Below are 15697 nucleotides of genomic sequence, written 5' to 3' on the forward strand. Positions count from 1 at the left end.
ATCAAATCTTCGTTGAGACTTTCCTTGGGTGAGTACGGACATCAGCGAACTTCTTCGAAGTTCCATGATTTAGTTTTGAACCTAAAGTTTCAAAACTCCCGAGCGCTTGAAACTTTTAGGTTTCAAGCGCTTTTCTCACAGCGGAAAGTCTCAAAAAATCTTTTAATAGTTCTAAGAACTGGGCAGTATTTTTAGCTTGACACAATCACTAGGTATTTTTTAATAGAAAACAGTTATTCTCTTTTCTGATTTTCTAAAAGAAAAGAGTGTTCTATAATGGATAAACCTTGCGAAATTCTTCTAAAACCACCTTGCTGTCAGGTGTAAAAGTCAGTCCCGCTTCTCCTAAGCAGTCTTTGAAAAAGTCTTCATGAACCTGACGCCAATAAGCTAGAGATTTGTCTCCTTCACCTTCCTTATAGGCATGATCGGCTGACACTTGATGAAAAGGCTGAACGGAAACCTTCGTGACTTCGACAATGCAGACAGCCTGATCTTGACTGTCTAAAATGACATCAAAGGTCCCTTCTTGTGGAAGGGGTTCGTCCTCTACTGCGTAGAGGTCATAAGCTGAGGCGGTTGCTGTTTTTTCGCCTTTAAAGACCAGTTCCGCTAAAAGGTCTGGGTCCACTCCAAAGGCCCAGGCATCTATCTCATCTCCAATAGAGGGATTGATTTGCTTGTAGGCATTCCACATTTCTTGAGGTGTCATAGGTTCTCCTTTTTTTCTTTTACCTTCCAATTTCTATAGCTTGTCAGTTCTAATTCTGGAAATCCTCCTAACTCTGCCTTCACCTTCAATACTAAAGGAGAAGCATTGTCGGCAGTAATGTCTTCCACATTCAACCAAACTACATTTGCTGAATCATTAGTCCCATCAAGAACCTCCTGAGGAAGGGATTGTTGAGAGCTCTCGAAATCGAGTACGATATCATAAAAGGCCATGATATGGTGTACGGCGAAGTCTTGCCCTTCTTCTTGAACCATCACATCGTAAATTCTAGGATTTGAATAACTGCTAAGAGAATATCCTGTCTCTTCCAGAACTTCCCTCTTGAGGGTTTCTGTCAACCCCTCACCGAGTTCCTGACTACCACCCGGTAGATCAAAACGATGTTGATAGGGGCCTCTAGTTTTTTCAATGCAGAGCAGTTTCCCTTCTTGAAGACAGACTCCGTAGACGCCAAAGTGATTTTTGATTTCCATCAAATCCTCCTACTTTCATTCAAAGCTCAGTCGATAGTGAAACCAGTATAGCTATTCTTTTTGCAACACCATCTCTTATTGACCCTAATCATTTCTTCTCTATTGATTTAATACCTTTTCAATATCAATTTTAGTAATTTTTCTAGATACCAATAATCCTGCAAAAACTGAAGTGAGTATCCCTATTAATACCGGGAACAACAATCTGGTAAGTTCAATATCTAGTGGTAATCCACTCAAAAAGATGATCAAATAAGAAATAGCAATTCCTATCACCAATCCCGCGCTTGTACCTAGTACTCCCATCATGAAGCTTTCAAATAAATATATTCTTTTTATCTGTCGATCAGATGCACCGATGATTTTAAAAGTTGCGATCTGTTTATGATTCTCCTGAATGGTAATGGCAAGAATATTGATGATATTAATAATCGCTACAATAGAGATAAGAACTATGATTAAGAGGATAAAAAGGTCGATGTAGGAAAACCATCTGGATAGCATATTGATAACATCCTGTTGTGTTGCTACAACAACATCTAATCCTGTTCCTGATAAAGATTGTTTCAAATTTTCATTTTTTAAAACAGTCTTTTCGATCTTGTTTGCTACTTCATTTAAATCGGTTCCATTTTTTACAGTAGCATTCAGATAGTAATACTTATTTGATGAAACGCTACTACTTTTTACATTTATTGCCATCATTTGATTTATTTCTGTTGGCAAGGTAGAAAATAACTGCGCTTCTTGCTTGTCTATAATGCCAGAAATTACAAACTTTTCATAATGATTATCAATCTTAATAGTCACCGTATCTCCGACATTCATTGATGTAGCCTTGTGTACGGAATCTCCGATTAATATTTCATTGTCCTTCTCTGGAAATTTCCCTTCAGCAATTCTAATATTCAGGTTTTTTAAATACTTTTCTTCTAGACAATGGATAGTATTGGAAACCGATGTCTTACCATTTTGGAATTTGATATCATCCGTAAATAGTAGTTTCACACCTGTAATATTTTTTACTTCATCTATTTTTTTAACTCGATCAATATCATCACTAGAAAATAAAGGCAAAGCTTTATAATTCAGAGAATTTTCTTTATTACCAAAGGCAACAGTAACAACATTTTTATTTGCTACAGTCATTTCATTAATCATTTTATTATAGAAAGAATTAGAAATGAGCATCACTAAAACAATTAGCAAAACAGAGATCGCTATCGACAGTCGAACTAATCTATATCTTCGTTTGTTAACTTCTAAATCTCTTTTAGCAATGAATAATATGGAATGATTCATTTTATCATCTCCTTACGTACTCAATTTTGCCATCAACAACTGTGCAAATAGACTGCATACTATTCGCCACCTTATCACTATGAGTTACTGTTATAATCGTGATACCTAACTCCTCATTGATCCGCTTCAACAATTCTATTATATTTTGTTCGTTAGCAGCGTCTAAATTACCAGTAGGTTCATCTGCTATCAATATTTCTGGATTATTAATAAGAGCTCTTGCCAAAGCAACTCTTTGTTTTTCACCTCCACTAATCTTATCAATACTCTTACTTAACATTTCCTTTGAAAGACCTAGAGTGTTACAAATTTCGTTAATGTTATTCTCTCCATTTTCAAAAAAATATCTTGGAAGTAGAATATTCTCTTTCACCGTGAAACCTGAAATCAAATTAAAGTTTTGGAAGACACAGCCAATATTCCTACGCCTTACCTTACTCAAATTTTTCATATCTAAAATGGAACTACCACAGACTAAGATATCCCCCTCATTTAAACTGGTAATCCCTAATATTAATTTAACAAGAGTAGTTTTTCCTAATCCAGAACGGCCAACTATTGCAGTCGTGCTACCTTTTTTAAATTCAAAATTACAATTTTTGAAAATGTATCTGACATTCGATCCATCACTAAAACATTTAGTAACATTCACTAATTTAATCATGATTTCACCTTCATTCCACAATAACTTAGCAAATCAATTGTACTATTCGTTTCTTCTAAAACAATCTCTTAAGGTTTCAGGTAGAGCCCATTCAAAAAGTTCTTCTGAACTTACCCTCAGTTATCTTCATAATTGTTATTATCCCTGTATTTTTTTGGTGAAATAGGCTAGATCTCCATCGTGACCAATCATAAAGAAATCTGATTCATCTTGACCACTCTGGTAGGTTTAATTTCATTCAGTAAGATCTTCTTTAGCATAGAGGTAAATACCTGTCTCACCACTGTCCTAACTCAATTGTCCACCTAGATTTGATACTCTTTCAGTAAGGAAAAAACAATTACATTTCTTAGCAAGATTTTAGCTCCTGCTTTTTCATTTCCCTACTTCAAACTCCATCCACCATCAATGGTCAGGATTTGCCCTTGCATGGCAGACGCCTTCCCGCTAGCCAAAAAGAGGCTGACTTCTGCCACTTCCTCTGGCTCAATCCAGCGCTTGATGGGTGTCTCACTGGCTACCCAGTCAGCCAATCCACCTGGTTCAAAGTCCGCTGCGGTCATACCTGTTTTGACAGCCCCTGGCGCGATGCCAAAGACCTGAATTCCAGCTTCTGCATAATCAAGCGCCAACTGCTTGGTAAAGCCCGCTAGAGCATGTTTGGACGAGGTATAGGCGTGGCCGCCTCCTCCTGCCAGGCTAGAAGCAATGGAGCACATATTGATGATGATCCCTTGCTTCTTCTTCAACATTTGAGTCAGATAATACCGTGTCAGCTCCACCGGGGTCACATAGTTGATCTCAAAAATCTCCTGAGTCTCCTGAGCGCTTTGCTCCAGAAGCGGCTTGTAATCATCCAAAACTCCGGCTGTATTGCACAAGACCTCTACCTCAGGGCACCAGTCAAAAATCGGCATCAAATCAAGAGTTAAGTCCCGTTGCAAGAAATGGAAAGCACCTGCTAACTGGGGATCCGCTCCCTGGTCCACCCCATAAACCTGGTAGCCCTTTTCTAGAAAGAGGCGAGCTTGAGCCAGACCAATCCCGGAACTCACGCCTGTAATCAAGACACTTTTAGTCATGGACTTCCACCCAATCTGTCGCTAAGACATCACAAGGGGTTGGACTCCACATGGAGAAACCTTCACCCTCACCAGACACGTTGATGAGGAAATAAGGCGTCACTTCTAGAGCCACCCCATTTTGCTCAATGGTATCAAACAATTGGACGTAGTTTTCTGCTCCACCCCAGCCTGTACGTACATATTTTTTCTTAGCCTTTAAGCCTGGTAAAATCTCTTCAAATGTCATGATGTTCTCCTTTGTTATCTAGTTAACTTTCTCCCTTTATTATACCAAAAAAAGAGCTTCCCCTATACAAAAAGCCAGAGTTCTTTGTATTGACCCCAAAAAGTTAGACAATTAATTTATCCAAAGGATTTAGTTCTGTATTGCACAGGACTGAGTCCTTTTAGTTTTACCTTAATTCGTTTGTTGTTGTAATAATCAATATAGTCTACAATAGCTTGCTCCAATTGCTCAAGTGAGTGAAATGTCTTCTCATAACCGTAAAACATCTCAGACTTAAGAATGCCAAAGAAGGACTCCATCATGCCATTATCTGGGCTGTTTCCTTTACGTGACATGGACGGTTGGATTCCTTTATCCTCTAAAAAATGATGATAATACTGATGTTGATACTGCCATCCTTGGTCACTATGGAGAATAGTATTTGTGTAATGATCCTCACTGAAGGCCTGGTCTAACATAGATTTCACTTGTTCTAAATTTGGTGAAGTCGAAAGATTATAGGCGATAATTTCGCTATTAAAGCCATCTAAAACCGGCGATAAATAGAGTTTTTGACTGCTTGCTGGAATGGTAAATTCTGTCACATCTGTGTAGCACTTTTCCATTGGTTTGGATGCTTCAAATTGGCGTTGAATAAGGTTGGCTGCTTTCTTTCCAATCTCTCCTTGGTATGAAGAATACTTCCGTTTACGACGAATTCGAGCACTTAAACCAAGGACCTTCATCAGGCGTTGAACTCTTTTGTGATTGACCACATAACCACGATTTCTCAATTCAAGAGTCATTCGGCGAAAGCCATAATTTCCTTTGTGCTCAGTAAAAATAGATTGAATTTCAGCTTTAAGATCTTTATCTTTGTCAAACCTATCCAGTTGCTTCAACTGATAGTAGTAAGTTGAGCGAGGTAAACGAGCCGCTTCAAGAAGTAAATCTAGTCGAAATCCTCCTGAAGCCATTTCTCTAATTGTCTCTGCCTTTCTAGTTGTAAGGCTTCGTCCCTGACTTCTAGCTCTTTTAACTTTTTTAAGTAAGCCACCTCGGTACGTAAGCGTTCATTCTCTTCTTGGAGCCGCTCTAGTTCTGTCATTTCTTCCCAAGTTTTCTTACGTTTACGTCCCATTTTAGGTACTCTCCCTCTTGTTTTCTCAACAATAGTATACCCGTTTTTCTTGTATTGTGCCATCCAATTTGGAAGCATACCACGATTTGGGAGAGCATATTCGAGAGAAACTCTATCTTGAGACCAGTTTTCATGTAGAACTTTATCAATCATTTCTTGTTTTAATTCAGGAGAGTAGTAACGATTTTTTCCTTTTTTGACGAACTCTATTCCATAACAATCAATCAATTTAATCATGTACCTAAGATTAGAATTGTTTATCCCAAATTTATTTGAAAGTTGCTCTAAGCTATATCCTTGTTTTCTAAGTTCATAGATCTGAACTTTATCTTTATAAGTCAATTTCATAATAAAAACACCCCAAAAGTTAGATTTTTTCTGTCTAACTTTTGGGGTGCAGTTCACTTCTACTCTAGCTTTTATGTTTTATTGATTTTCTTCTGAATGGCGATACCCATAACCAAAATAAATTCCGACCCCGATCAGGAGAGCAACTCCGAAGGCCAGCCAGGTCGATAGGGAATACTGGGTCATAAAGGACAGACAGACCACAATCGATAGGATTGGCAAAACTGGAACTAAGGGTGTTTTAAATTCACCAGGTCCAGGAGCCCCGTGTTCCTTGCGCAATTTCAAGAGGGCAAGGGCCAACATAACCAGGTAAGCCAAGGTACAGATATTTAAGAAGGAAGCGATACTTGCAAGTGGAAAGACTCCACCAGCAATGGCAGCCATCGATCCAGCTACTAGTGTTGCATTTTTGGGAATTCTGGTTTTTGGATCGAGCTGTTTCATAGCTTTTGGTAAGAGACCATCCCGCGCCAAACTGTAAATCATCCGTGAAAGGGCAAAGGTCATCGAAATGCAGACGGTAATCAGGGTCAAAATCGCTACCAGCGATACATAATTTCCAGCCCAGCCAGCTCCGACCTGACGGAGGGCAAAGGCAACCGCGTCTTCTACATTTAAGTTCTTAAAAGGAACCATACCAGTCAAAACTAAGGTAACCAAAATATAAAGAACAGTTGTGATCAAAAGACTAAGGACAATGCCACGAGGAACGTTCTTTTGTGGTTCCTTGATTTCATCGACCGCCATTGAAATGGACTCAAAACCAAGAAAGGCAAAGAACATGAGCGAAGCTCCAGACATAATCCCTGTTTGACCACCATAGATTTCGCCAAATCCATAAGGGGCAAAGTTTGCCCAGTTGGCAGGATTTAGGTGAAAAATCCCAACAAGAATAAACAAGGCAAGAGCGGAAAACTTGAGTAAGACCAGCAAGGAATTAAAACGTAAGACCGCTTTTGCATTCATAAGGACTAAGGCAGTGACGAGGACCATGACCAAAATAGGCAAGAGATCCACATAAGTTCCCTTAGCTGGATCAAAAGTCCCGTTTAAAGCCGTCGGCAGGCTCCAGCCAAGATTGGCCAACAAACCCTTGAAATAAGCAGCCCAACCTGAAGCCACCCCTGATACGGCTGTCATAAATTCCATCACAGTCAACCAACCGGCAATCCAGGCTGGAAACTCTCCAAAGATGGCATAGAGGTAACTATAGGCCCCACCAGTTGAAGGGATGCGAGACGCAAATTCAGCAAAGAAAAGGGCAGATAAGCCGACGCAAAAAGCCGCAATCACAATCGAAATGATCAAGGCTGGCCCAGCTAAATTCGCTGCTGCAGTTCCCGTAATCGTGAAGATCCCCGTCCCCACCATGGCACCAATTCCTAAAATAATCAAATCCCACAATCGTAAATGGCGATTTAGACCCGGGTGTACTTGCCCAAGTCCCTTTTTTCGAAATAGATTCATGCATATTCTCCCATCTAATGAGTTTATTCTATCATACTTGGACAAGAAAGAGAGTGGGACAGAAATCGGTAATTCGTCAGAATTCGATTTCGTCGTCCCACCTCCGCACAGTTGAGTAGGGCATCTTTGGAACTTGAAAAGCGAACAACTACTTAGGAAACTTGCTTAGCAAGTCCTATCTACCACCTCAAAGCAGTGCTTTGAGCACTCAACCACTGCGTCTTGCTCGACAATCCAAAAACAATTGAGAGGCTAGGACTTTTATCCCAGCCCCTTTTCTTTCTATTTATCACTTTCCGTCCTATTCTTTTTCAAAGCACGAATCGTAAACCAATAATAAATAACTAGCCCAAAGACGATGATCACTGTGGGCAGAAGAGCTGTCATACCAAGATTCTGAACTCCTTGTGCCAAGGTCCAGCGATGTAAGAATCCAACCACTAAAAAGGCGATGATAGGAAAGATGAAAGCTCGTCCAAACTCTTCTTTCCATTGCCAAAGGATGAGAGCTCCGCTAGCCCCTGTCATGAGAAGAGCATCCCAAGGACTAGGGACCGCTAACCAAGCAATAGCTGGCAAGAAGCGAACTCCCACAATTTCACTGAAAAAATAGATCCCTAATACCAGAACAAATGCTACATAAATTGCTTTTTTCGCTTTTTCTTCCACAAAAATGAAGCGACGAAGGAGATAGAAGATGATCCCAACAGCTAGCAGTCCCAAAATGATGTCGGTTAAATAGACTAGCGGCTTGAGCACAAGGACCGCTTGGGAAGCAAAATCACTTAAGAGGCGATAAAAAATCACAATACCTGAAAAGATAGCCCCATATTTTAGAACAGAGCGAGTCGATTCTTTGGGCATATTTTCGATGATTTGGTCTGCCATTCCCTTCGGATCAAGGCCAAAATAATCCTTTGCCGTGAGGCCATCTCCGCTTGCTTGTGAAAAATCTACCGCTAAATTATAGACCTGCTCTCTTAAGGCTTTCTCCTCATATAAGAAACCTGCAAGATTGAAATAATCCCAGAGATCTTGGAAATAAGCTTGGTCCTCTTGGCTAAAGGTTTGCATCAAGGCCTGCGTTTCTTCAAAATACATTGCTGATTTCATGCTTCTTCCTTCTTTCTTTGGAGACAAAATACAACAAGGGTCAGGACTAGTCCCATGAGAGGAAGTAACCAGCCTATTAAATGAGCAGTTTCCTGATTCACAAGACGCATCCAGCATCCAGTAACTAGGAAAGTCAGACCCAGGACTAGTAGACTCGACATCAAACGACTCCTGCTTCTAACAGCCATGACCGTAAACCCAAGTAGGACTAGGACAGCGAGAACAATCGCCCAACCATCTGATAAGAAGAGACCCCCAATGTGGCCAAAATAGATCGAAAATAGTCGTACGATGTTCAGAAACACCATCAGGCTGATCACACTGATAAACATAGCCCACGACCACTTCATTTCACCATAGCTCTGTTTGGACCAAAGCCACGTGATGAACTGGCTGAACACCAAGAAATTGAGGAGAATGACAACATAGGTCAAGGGTTCGATTTTCAGTGGTGTCATCCAGGTAAAATCCATTAAATAACGCATGCCAACTAAGATCACTCCAAGTAGGAAGACGAGTCCCACATAAGATCCTAAAGAACGTTTAGGCAAGTCTGAAAGAACTTGATCCACCATCGCCCGTGGATCCTTTCCAAAATAATCCACCGCCCGTATGCCTTCTTTTTCAGCAACTTTCAGATCGCAAACCATATTGTAGAGTTGTTCACCGAGCGCTTCATCATCATAAAAATAGGACTTGGCCCCAATATAGGCCACCATTTTTTTCACATAGGCTTGATCCTCTTTGTTTAGATGAATCAATTCATCTGACATTTTTTCGGTATAACTTTCTACCATTCTTCTCCCTCCTTCTTGATACGTTCTACTTTTGTGACTAGCTCCTGCCACTGGTCCCAAAATTCCTCTAAGCGCTCTCTTCCAGCATCACTGAGTGAAAAATACTTACGATCAGGACCATCTGGAGACGGCCTCATTTCCCCATGAATAACCCCTTGTTTTTCTAATTTTTGAAGCAGGGGATAAATGGTCCCGGCGACAATCTTATCAAATCCCATCTCTTTGAGACTTTGGATCAATTCATAGCCATAGATGGCCTTTTTGGAAATAATCTCCAGCACACAGCCCTCTAAGACTCCCTTTAGTAATTGGGACTCTTTCATCCTTCTCACCTCTTTCTTCACATTTTCCACTAGTTTGTTTTGCATACTAGCTATTTCACTATCAGTATACTCTTTCTCAACTAGTATGTAAAGCAAAATAGTAACTTATTTCAAAAAAATTTTTTATTCCTTAAAAATCCCTTAAAATCAGGGCTTTCAGTGTATACGGGTGTGTAAATATACAAAAAAAGTTCAAAAAACACTTTATTTTGTAGATTGATTGGAGTATAATAATTTAAATTATTCAAAAGGAGACACGAATATGAAAAAATCGAAGCTTGCTCTTTTAGCAGGTGTCGCCGCGGCTTCAACGCTTTTCCTTGCTGCATGTGGCTCATCTTCTAATGCATCAAAAGGGACAACCTACAACTACGTGTATAGTTCTGACCCTGATACCTTGAACTATTTGACTTCAAACCGTGCAACTACAAGCGACATTACTACCAACTTGGTCGATGGTTTGTTTGAAAACGACCAATACGGTAACCTAGTGCCTGCTCTTGCTGAAGACTGGTCTGTTTCAAAAGACGGTCTGACTTATACTTACAAGCTTCGAAAAGATGCGAAGTGGTATGATTCAGAAGGAAATGAATACGCTGACGTTACTGCAAAAGATTTCGTGACATCTCTAAAATACGTAGCAGATAAAAAATCAGATGCTCTTTACTTGGTTCAAAACTCAGTCAAAGGCTTGGATGACTATGTAAACGGGAAAACCAAAGACTTCTCAACCGTTGGGGTAAAAGCTGTTGATGATCACACTCTTCAATACACTTTGAACCAACCAGAATCTTTCTGGAATTCTAAATTAACGACTGCTACTATGATGCCAGTTAATGCAAAATTCTTGGAATCAGCTGGGAAAGACTTTGGTAGCGTGAAACCAAATGGTATCCTCTACAATGGTCCATACATTTTGAAATCATTCACTTCAAAATCACAAATCGAATTGGATAAAAACCCTGATTACTACGACAAGAAAAATGTTCACATCGATACGGTTAAATTGACTTACTTCGATGGATCAGACCAAGACTATCTTGCTCGTAACTTCTCAGACGGTAACTTAACTTCTGCTCGTCTCTTCCCAACAAGCTCAACTTACAGCACAATTCAGAAGAAATTCAAGGATAACATCGTTTATTCTCAACAAGATTCTACTGTCTACTACGCTTACTTCAACGTCAACCGTCAAAACTACGGTCATACGAAGAAGACTTCTGACGAACAAAAGAACAGCACTAAGACAGCTCTTCAAAACAAAAACTTCCGTCAAGCCTTGAACTTCGCTTTGGATAGAACTTCATACAGTGCACAAGCTAATGGTAAAGAGGGAGCATCAAGAACTCTTCGTACACTTCTAGTTCCACCTACATTTGTGCAAGCAGACGGGAAAGACTTCGGTACGCTCGTTGAAGAAAAACTTGCCGCAACAGGAGATGAGTGGAAAGGTGTGAGCTTTGCTGATGCTCAAGACAGCTTGCATAATGCGGACAAAGCCAAAGCAGAACTTGCAAAAGCTAAATCTGAATTGCAATCACAAGGTGTTCAATTCCCAATCCATATCGACTATGTTGTAGACCAATCTTCTAGCACTCTTGTCCAACAAGCAGACTCTATGAAGAGCTCTATTGAAACAGCTCTTGGTAAAGACAATGTCGTGATCGATGTTCAAAAATTGTCTACAGATGATGCAGACAACGCGACTTACTTCGCCCAATCACCAGATCAAAAAGACTTTGACATGGATATCACTGGTTGGGGGCCTGACTTCCAAGACCCATCTACTTACTTGAATATCTTGAACCCAACAGATGGTTCAACCTTGACTGGTATGGGACTTGATCCTAAGAAAGACCAAGCGCTCATCGAGAAAATTGGTTTGAATCAATACAAAGAATTGCTAGATGCTGCCAATGCTGAAAAATTGGATACCAATGCGCGTTATGAAAAATATGCTGATGCCCAAGCTTGGTTGACAGAAAACGCAATTGTTCTTCCAATCTACTCTAAGGGTGGCGTTCCATCTATCACGAAGGTAACACCATTCTCTGCACCAAATTCTGCTATTGGTATTAAAGGTGAATCAACCTTCTTCAAATACCAAAAACTTCAAGATAAGACAGTCACAACTGCTGACTACGAAAAAGCTTATAAGAATTGGTTGAAAGAAAAAGAAGAATCAAACAAAAAAGCGCAAGAAGAACTTGCAAAACACGTGAAATAATCACGAAAGAAAACACCGGGGATATAATCCTCGGTGTTTTTTGTGCTAACAAAATGTTGTATTTTTCATCTTATTTCTAATCTTTTATAGACTCGAACGCTATCGCACGACAATCTTCCGATAACTTCTAGAAGTCAGAAGAAAGACGAGAATATAGGAGATGAAAAAGACAGCGCAGATAGAAAGAGTCGTTTGAAGGACCAAGCCCGCATTGGTTGCTCCTAAGAGGGCAACGATCTTTGCAATCATCTTGTAGGCCACTCCTAGGTAGAGGAAGGAGAAGAATAAAGGAAGGAAAAAGACAGTGAGAATCTGTTTGCGAATGGTGGTGGCCGTTTGCTTTTGGTCCAACCCTACTTGTTGCAAGATCACAAAATTATCCCGGTCCTCATAGCCCTCTGAAATCTGCTTGTAGTAAATGACGAGTACCGTAGACAATAGAAAGATCACCGATAGGAAAATCCCAATAAAGAGGATTGTCCCTGCTGATTCACGCCACTCCTTCTCCATGCTGTATCGATCAACCCCACCAAACAAAGTCGCACCATATTGACTCATTTTGTCTGTCGAATTAAGCTCTTTGGCCATTCCAGCTATAAAATCTTGGTTTTCTTTATTTTTAGCACTAATAGAGAATTCCAAATTTTTATCAATTTTTAGTCCCAGTTGGTTCAAGTCAGGGAGGACAAGATACAAGCCCATTTGGTGTTGAAACAGGTCGGCTTGAGGGAGTTTTCCTTGGATAAAATTGGAGTCTAGTTTTTCTTTAATCGTAAAGGTCTTCCCATTGATTTCTAATTGCGCGTCTAATCTTCCAGGATATTGATACCCATAGGCTAGGATTTCATTTTCCCCAAGCTCAACTTTTTGACCGGTCAGTTGCTCATAAGTCGCCTGATCAAAAAAGTAGACTACTCCTTCTGTCTTCAATTCCTGACCAGTTTCTTGATCGGACTGGTCATACACCTCTAAGATCCTTCCATCAATCTTTCGAATTTCAGCCGACCAGTATGTTGTCTGTGCCACCTGATAATCTGACAGATGTGTCGCATCGGCTGTTTTCTGAATAATAGCTTGAACCTCCTCAATAACCGGTTCTGTTTCAGCATCTGAAGGCATATGTCCCACACTAAAATTGTAGTCCGAAGGGTACATAGTATCTAGGTAATTCTGCCCTCCAATAAAGAGATTGAGCGACCCGGTTAAGGTGACCAAGACCATGGTGGAAAGAATACTAATGGTCGCAAGACCCGCTGCATTTTTTCGCATCCGAGCTATTAAGTTGGAAACAGAGATAAAATTCTCCGGCTTGTAATAGTAGGGTTTCCGACCTTTAAGAATTCTTAAGAAGGTAATCGATCCTGCGTTGAATAAGAGATAAGTCGCCAGAATGACCAAGATGACAGCAATAAAGAATCTTTGGACGGCCGCAACTGGACGCTCAACAGTGAGCGCCAAATAGAAAGCAATTCCTAAGAGACCTAGACCTAACAGAGTTTGGACCAGCAAGAATCTTCCCTTCTTCTCTCCTGCTTTCTTTTGTTGCATGAGGTGGAGGGAACTGTAGCGCAAAAGGCGTAAAGAATTCAACAAGAGAATGAGGCCAAAAGCTAAGGCTAACCCAAGTAAAGTGTTAAGAACAGCCCCTATCTGGAAGGTTGATTGAATGACGACTGGTAGACCCATACATTTTAGGAGTAAGGCAAAAATCAAGGGATCAAATAAGAGTCCCAAACCCAGTCCCGCGCCAACTGTGAGGATATAGAAGATAAGCAATTCCCATAAGGTCATGACGAGGAGGTGCTTCTTCTCCATCCCCAGAACACTGTAGAGTCCCAGTTCTTTGGAACGATTTTTCATGACATAGCCATTGGCATAAGCCACTAAAATGATGACGACCAGCTGGACGACGAAACAACCAAAACCAAGGACATATCTCGCCGTTCGTCCTCCGTAAGAAGCCTCTAAGTGAGGGGTCGTTGCCAGGGCGATAAAGCTATAGAGGATCATGGTCGTTAAAATAACGGCTATAGCGAAAGGGTAATAGAGCTTACGATTTTGTTTGAGGTTGGAAAGAGCTAATTTACTCGTTAATTTAAACATCATGATCCTCCTTTCCCGCCATGACCGTCAAGGTATCTGAAATTTCTTGGAACATCTGACGCTCTGTCTTTTCTCCGCGGAAGATCTGGTTATAGAGAATCCCATCCTTGATAAAGAGCACGCGCTTGGCCCGAGCTGCCGCTGCGGTTGAGTGGGTTACCATGAGAATGGTTTGGCCCATGTTATTGATATCTTCAAAGACGTCCAGCAAAGCAGCTGAAGACTTAGAATCCAGCGCCCCTGTTGGCTCATCAGCCAGGAGGATTTCTGGTGAGGTGATGATGGCCCGCGCTACGGCCACCCGTTGCTTTTGACCACCAGAGATTTCGTAAGGGTATTTTTCTAAGAGCTGGTGAATGCCCAACTCCCGGCTGACAGTGTCGACCTTGCTCATCATTTCCTTGACTGGTCTGCGAGAGAGGACCAATGGCAAGAGGATATTGTCCTTGACAGACAAGGTGTCGAGCAGGTTGAAATCTTGAAAGACGAAGCCTAGTTTTTCCCGACGGAAGCTGGACGCATCCTTGTTCTTGATGGTGGAGGTATCTATGCTATTTAGGTAGACCCGTCCTTCCGTCGGCTGGTCCAGCATGGCCAAGATGTTGAGGAGGGTCGATTTCCCGGATCCTGATTCCCCCATGATAGCGACGTATTCGCCCTTCTCAACGGTAAAATGGATATCCTTTAAGGCTTCAACCTGCGTTCCTTGAAAGCGGGTTTTGTAGATTTTTTTGATATGTTGAACGTCTAGTAGGGTCATGGTCCATTCCTTTCTAGCTCGATAAAAGCTTCAATCGTTTTTTACAAGTCTATTGTACTAAAACTGAAACGTTTTCACCATAACATAACCTTACATTTTCCCCTTTATTTCTTACATTTTTGTAAGAAAGCAAAAATAGGCTAGGACTTGAGGTCCTAACCTATTTTCATTAATGAATTATTCAGCTGATGAAGATGAAGAGATATAAGGTGAAATCATCTTATATGCACTTTCAAGAGCTTGTTTCATAGTGTCACGTCCAGATTTCAATTGTTGTGCAAAAGCAGTACGTCCTTGTTCAGGAACAACTGTATCATCTGAACCACCAGTTGAAAGCGCCGTATCAAATTGAGTTTTTGATTCGTCCAATGTCTTGAGAGCTGGCTCTACTTGTTGAGTATATATAGATCTATGTGATTCTGGAATTTGATCGCCAAGATCTTGAGCATATTTTTTATAGTTATCCACTAATTTACTATAAAGAGTTTTCATATCACCAATTGTTTTGGCGTTATCGATTTCTTCATCAGTCAACAAGACAATTTCTGGAATTTTAACAGAAGAGGTTGCTGATTTAGATGATTTTGATGAACTGCTTGATTTGCTTTCTGAAGTAGATGATTTTTCTACTTTGCTAGAAGAAGCTTTTGCATCTTTGCTTGATGATTCTGAAGCAGTTTTACCAGAACAAGCTGCTAACGTTGCAACTGACAAGAGAGCCACACCGGCTGTAAGAAGTTTTTTCATATTTTTTCTCCTATAAATAAAGAATGAATATATTTTAAATGATTTTCCTTTAATTGTCAAACATTTTCTGTTTTCAAATACTTATGCACCGCTAATTATCACTAGTTTTTAACATATTTTATATCCTAAAAATTATTTCTTTTATTGTATTTTTATTCATTATTTGAATAAACAAAACCAGAAAAACAGTCTTTTTCTGGTTTATT

General features: G+C 40.3%; 15 protein-coding genes. 1 reads left to right on the forward strand and 14 read right to left on the reverse strand.

What is annotated here, in order from left to right; translation table 11 throughout:
* Positions 1-271: 271 nt before the first annotated feature.
* The 11 genes from AC6IZR_RS07645 to AC6IZR_RS07695 all read right to left on the reverse strand — a co-directional run bounded on the left by AC6IZR_RS07645 (position 272) and on the right by AC6IZR_RS07695 (position 9654).
* Complete coding sequence (locus tag AC6IZR_RS07645; RefSeq protein WP_134974710.1) at positions 272-712, reverse strand: ASCH domain-containing protein; 441 nt, start codon at positions 710-712, stop codon at positions 272-274.
* Positions 709-1206 carry an NUDIX hydrolase gene (locus AC6IZR_RS07650; protein WP_373105308.1) on the reverse strand — a complete coding sequence of 166 codons (498 nt, stop codon included), beginning with the start codon at positions 1204-1206 and terminating at the stop codon, positions 709-711. Before AC6IZR_RS07650 ends, AC6IZR_RS07645 begins: the two co-directional genes overlap by 4 nt.
* A 99-nt stretch (positions 1207-1305) precedes the next feature.
* Positions 1306-2508 (reverse strand): ABC transporter permease, encoded by a 1203-nt coding sequence (locus AC6IZR_RS07655; RefSeq protein WP_373105306.1) that lies wholly within the window; start codon positions 2506-2508, stop codon positions 1306-1308.
* Between the two features lie 4 nt (positions 2509-2512).
* The gene (locus tag AC6IZR_RS07660; RefSeq protein ID WP_049486387.1) at positions 2513-3172 is read right to left on the reverse strand and encodes an ABC transporter ATP-binding protein; all 660 of its coding nucleotides are present in this window, start codon (positions 3170-3172) and stop codon (positions 2513-2515) included.
* Positions 3173-3555: 383 nt separating this feature from the next.
* Positions 3556-4254: a 3-oxoacyl-ACP reductase gene (locus AC6IZR_RS07665; RefSeq protein ID WP_373105303.1), complete on the reverse strand. Its 699-nt coding sequence runs from the start codon at positions 4252-4254 to the stop codon at positions 3556-3558.
* Positions 4247-4483, reverse strand: coding sequence for a DUF2829 domain-containing protein (locus AC6IZR_RS07670; RefSeq protein WP_000141913.1), 237 nt, complete (start codon positions 4481-4483; stop codon positions 4247-4249). Before AC6IZR_RS07670 ends, AC6IZR_RS07665 begins: the two co-directional genes overlap by 8 nt.
* A gap of 116 nt (positions 4484-4599) precedes the next feature.
* A protein-coding gene (locus tag AC6IZR_RS07675) for an IS3 family transposase (protein ID WP_152903631.1) occupies positions 4600-5951 on the reverse strand; the annotation gives its coding sequence in 2 pieces (ribosomal slippage) (positions 4600-5510 and positions 5510-5951; 1353 coding nt in all).
* A 78-nt stretch (positions 5952-6029) separates the two neighbouring features.
* Positions 6030-7421 (reverse strand): APC family permease, encoded by a 1392-nt coding sequence (locus tag AC6IZR_RS07680; RefSeq protein WP_201036856.1) that lies wholly within the window; start codon positions 7419-7421, stop codon positions 6030-6032.
* A gap of 282 nt (positions 7422-7703) precedes the next feature.
* Positions 7704-8534 (reverse strand): hypothetical protein, encoded by an 831-nt coding sequence (locus AC6IZR_RS07685; RefSeq protein WP_485786187.1) that lies wholly within the window; start codon positions 8532-8534, stop codon positions 7704-7706.
* Positions 8531-9331 carry a hypothetical protein gene (locus tag AC6IZR_RS07690; protein WP_347111747.1) on the reverse strand — a complete coding sequence of 267 codons (801 nt, stop codon included), beginning with the start codon at positions 9329-9331 and terminating at the stop codon, positions 8531-8533. Before AC6IZR_RS07690 ends, AC6IZR_RS07685 begins: the two co-directional genes overlap by 4 nt.
* Positions 9325-9654 (reverse strand): PadR family transcriptional regulator, encoded by a 330-nt coding sequence (locus AC6IZR_RS07695; protein ID WP_003012258.1) that lies wholly within the window; start codon positions 9652-9654, stop codon positions 9325-9327. Before AC6IZR_RS07695 ends, AC6IZR_RS07690 begins: the two co-directional genes overlap by 7 nt.
* Positions 9655-9916: 262 nt before the next feature.
* Between AC6IZR_RS07695 and AC6IZR_RS07700 the strand changes: the two genes are divergently transcribed.
* Entirely contained in the window at positions 9917-11881 is a 1965-nt protein-coding gene (locus tag AC6IZR_RS07700; RefSeq protein WP_347111746.1) for a peptide ABC transporter substrate-binding protein, read from the forward strand.
* A 99-nt stretch (positions 11882-11980) separates the two neighbouring features.
* Here AC6IZR_RS07700 and AC6IZR_RS07705 read toward each other — a convergent pair whose 3' ends face one another.
* The 3 genes from AC6IZR_RS07705 to AC6IZR_RS07715 form a co-directional block, all read right to left on the reverse strand.
* Positions 11981-13984 carry an FtsX-like permease family protein gene (locus tag AC6IZR_RS07705; protein WP_049514854.1) on the reverse strand — a complete coding sequence of 668 codons (2004 nt, stop codon included), beginning with the start codon at positions 13982-13984 and terminating at the stop codon, positions 11981-11983.
* Positions 13977-14744: an ABC transporter ATP-binding protein gene (locus AC6IZR_RS07710; protein WP_070450405.1), complete on the reverse strand. Its 768-nt coding sequence runs from the start codon at positions 14742-14744 to the stop codon at positions 13977-13979. The genes AC6IZR_RS07705 and AC6IZR_RS07710 overlap by 8 nt, the downstream gene beginning before the upstream one ends.
* A 177-nt stretch (positions 14745-14921) precedes the next feature.
* On the reverse strand, positions 14922-15491 hold the full coding sequence (locus AC6IZR_RS07715) for a hypothetical protein (protein WP_003006147.1): 570 nt from the start codon (positions 15489-15491) through the stop codon (positions 14922-14924).
* Positions 15492-15697: the final 206 nt, after the last annotated feature.

This window comes from Streptococcus mobilis (genome assembly GCF_059727625.1).

What these genes read in the sequence shown, in the direction of transcription:
- AC6IZR_RS07645 (WP_134974710.1), bottom strand. Translation starts at nt 712, where the DNA reads ATGACACCTCAAGAAATGTGGAATGCCTACAAGCAAATCAATCCCTCT.
- AC6IZR_RS07650 (WP_373105308.1), bottom strand. Translation starts at nt 1,206, where the DNA reads ATGGAAATCAAAAATCACTTTGGCGTCTACGGAGTCTGTCTTCAAGAA.
- AC6IZR_RS07655 (WP_373105306.1), bottom strand. Translation starts at nt 2,508, where the DNA reads ATGAATCATTCCATATTATTCATTGCTAAAAGAGATTTAGAAGTTAAC.
- AC6IZR_RS07660 (WP_049486387.1), bottom strand. Translation starts at nt 3,172, where the DNA reads ATGATTAAATTAGTGAATGTTACTAAATGTTTTAGTGATGGATCGAAT.
- AC6IZR_RS07665 (WP_373105303.1), bottom strand. Translation starts at nt 4,254, where the DNA reads ATGACTAAAAGTGTCTTGATTACAGGCGTGAGTTCCGGGATTGGTCTG.
- AC6IZR_RS07670 (WP_000141913.1), bottom strand. Translation starts at nt 4,483, where the DNA reads ATGACATTTGAAGAGATTTTACCAGGCTTAAAGGCTAAGAAAAAATAT.
- AC6IZR_RS07680 (WP_201036856.1), bottom strand. Translation starts at nt 7,421, where the DNA reads ATGAATCTATTTCGAAAAAAGGGACTTGGGCAAGTACACCCGGGTCTA.
- AC6IZR_RS07685 (WP_485786187.1), bottom strand. Translation starts at nt 8,534, where the DNA reads ATGAAATCAGCAATGTATTTTGAAGAAACGCAGGCCTTGATGCAAACC.
- AC6IZR_RS07690 (WP_347111747.1), bottom strand. Translation starts at nt 9,331, where the DNA reads ATGGTAGAAAGTTATACCGAAAAAATGTCAGATGAATTGATTCATCTA.
- AC6IZR_RS07695 (WP_003012258.1), bottom strand. Translation starts at nt 9,654, where the DNA reads ATGAAAGAGTCCCAATTACTAAAGGGAGTCTTAGAGGGCTGTGTGCTG.
- AC6IZR_RS07700 (WP_347111746.1), top strand. Translation starts at nt 9,917, where the DNA reads ATGAAAAAATCGAAGCTTGCTCTTTTAGCAGGTGTCGCCGCGGCTTCA.
- AC6IZR_RS07705 (WP_049514854.1), bottom strand. Translation starts at nt 13,984, where the DNA reads ATGTTTAAATTAACGAGTAAATTAGCTCTTTCCAACCTCAAACAAAAT.
- AC6IZR_RS07710 (WP_070450405.1), bottom strand. Translation starts at nt 14,744, where the DNA reads ATGACCCTACTAGACGTTCAACATATCAAAAAAATCTACAAAACCCGC.
- AC6IZR_RS07715 (WP_003006147.1), bottom strand. Translation starts at nt 15,491, where the DNA reads ATGAAAAAACTTCTTACAGCCGGTGTGGCTCTCTTGTCAGTTGCAACG.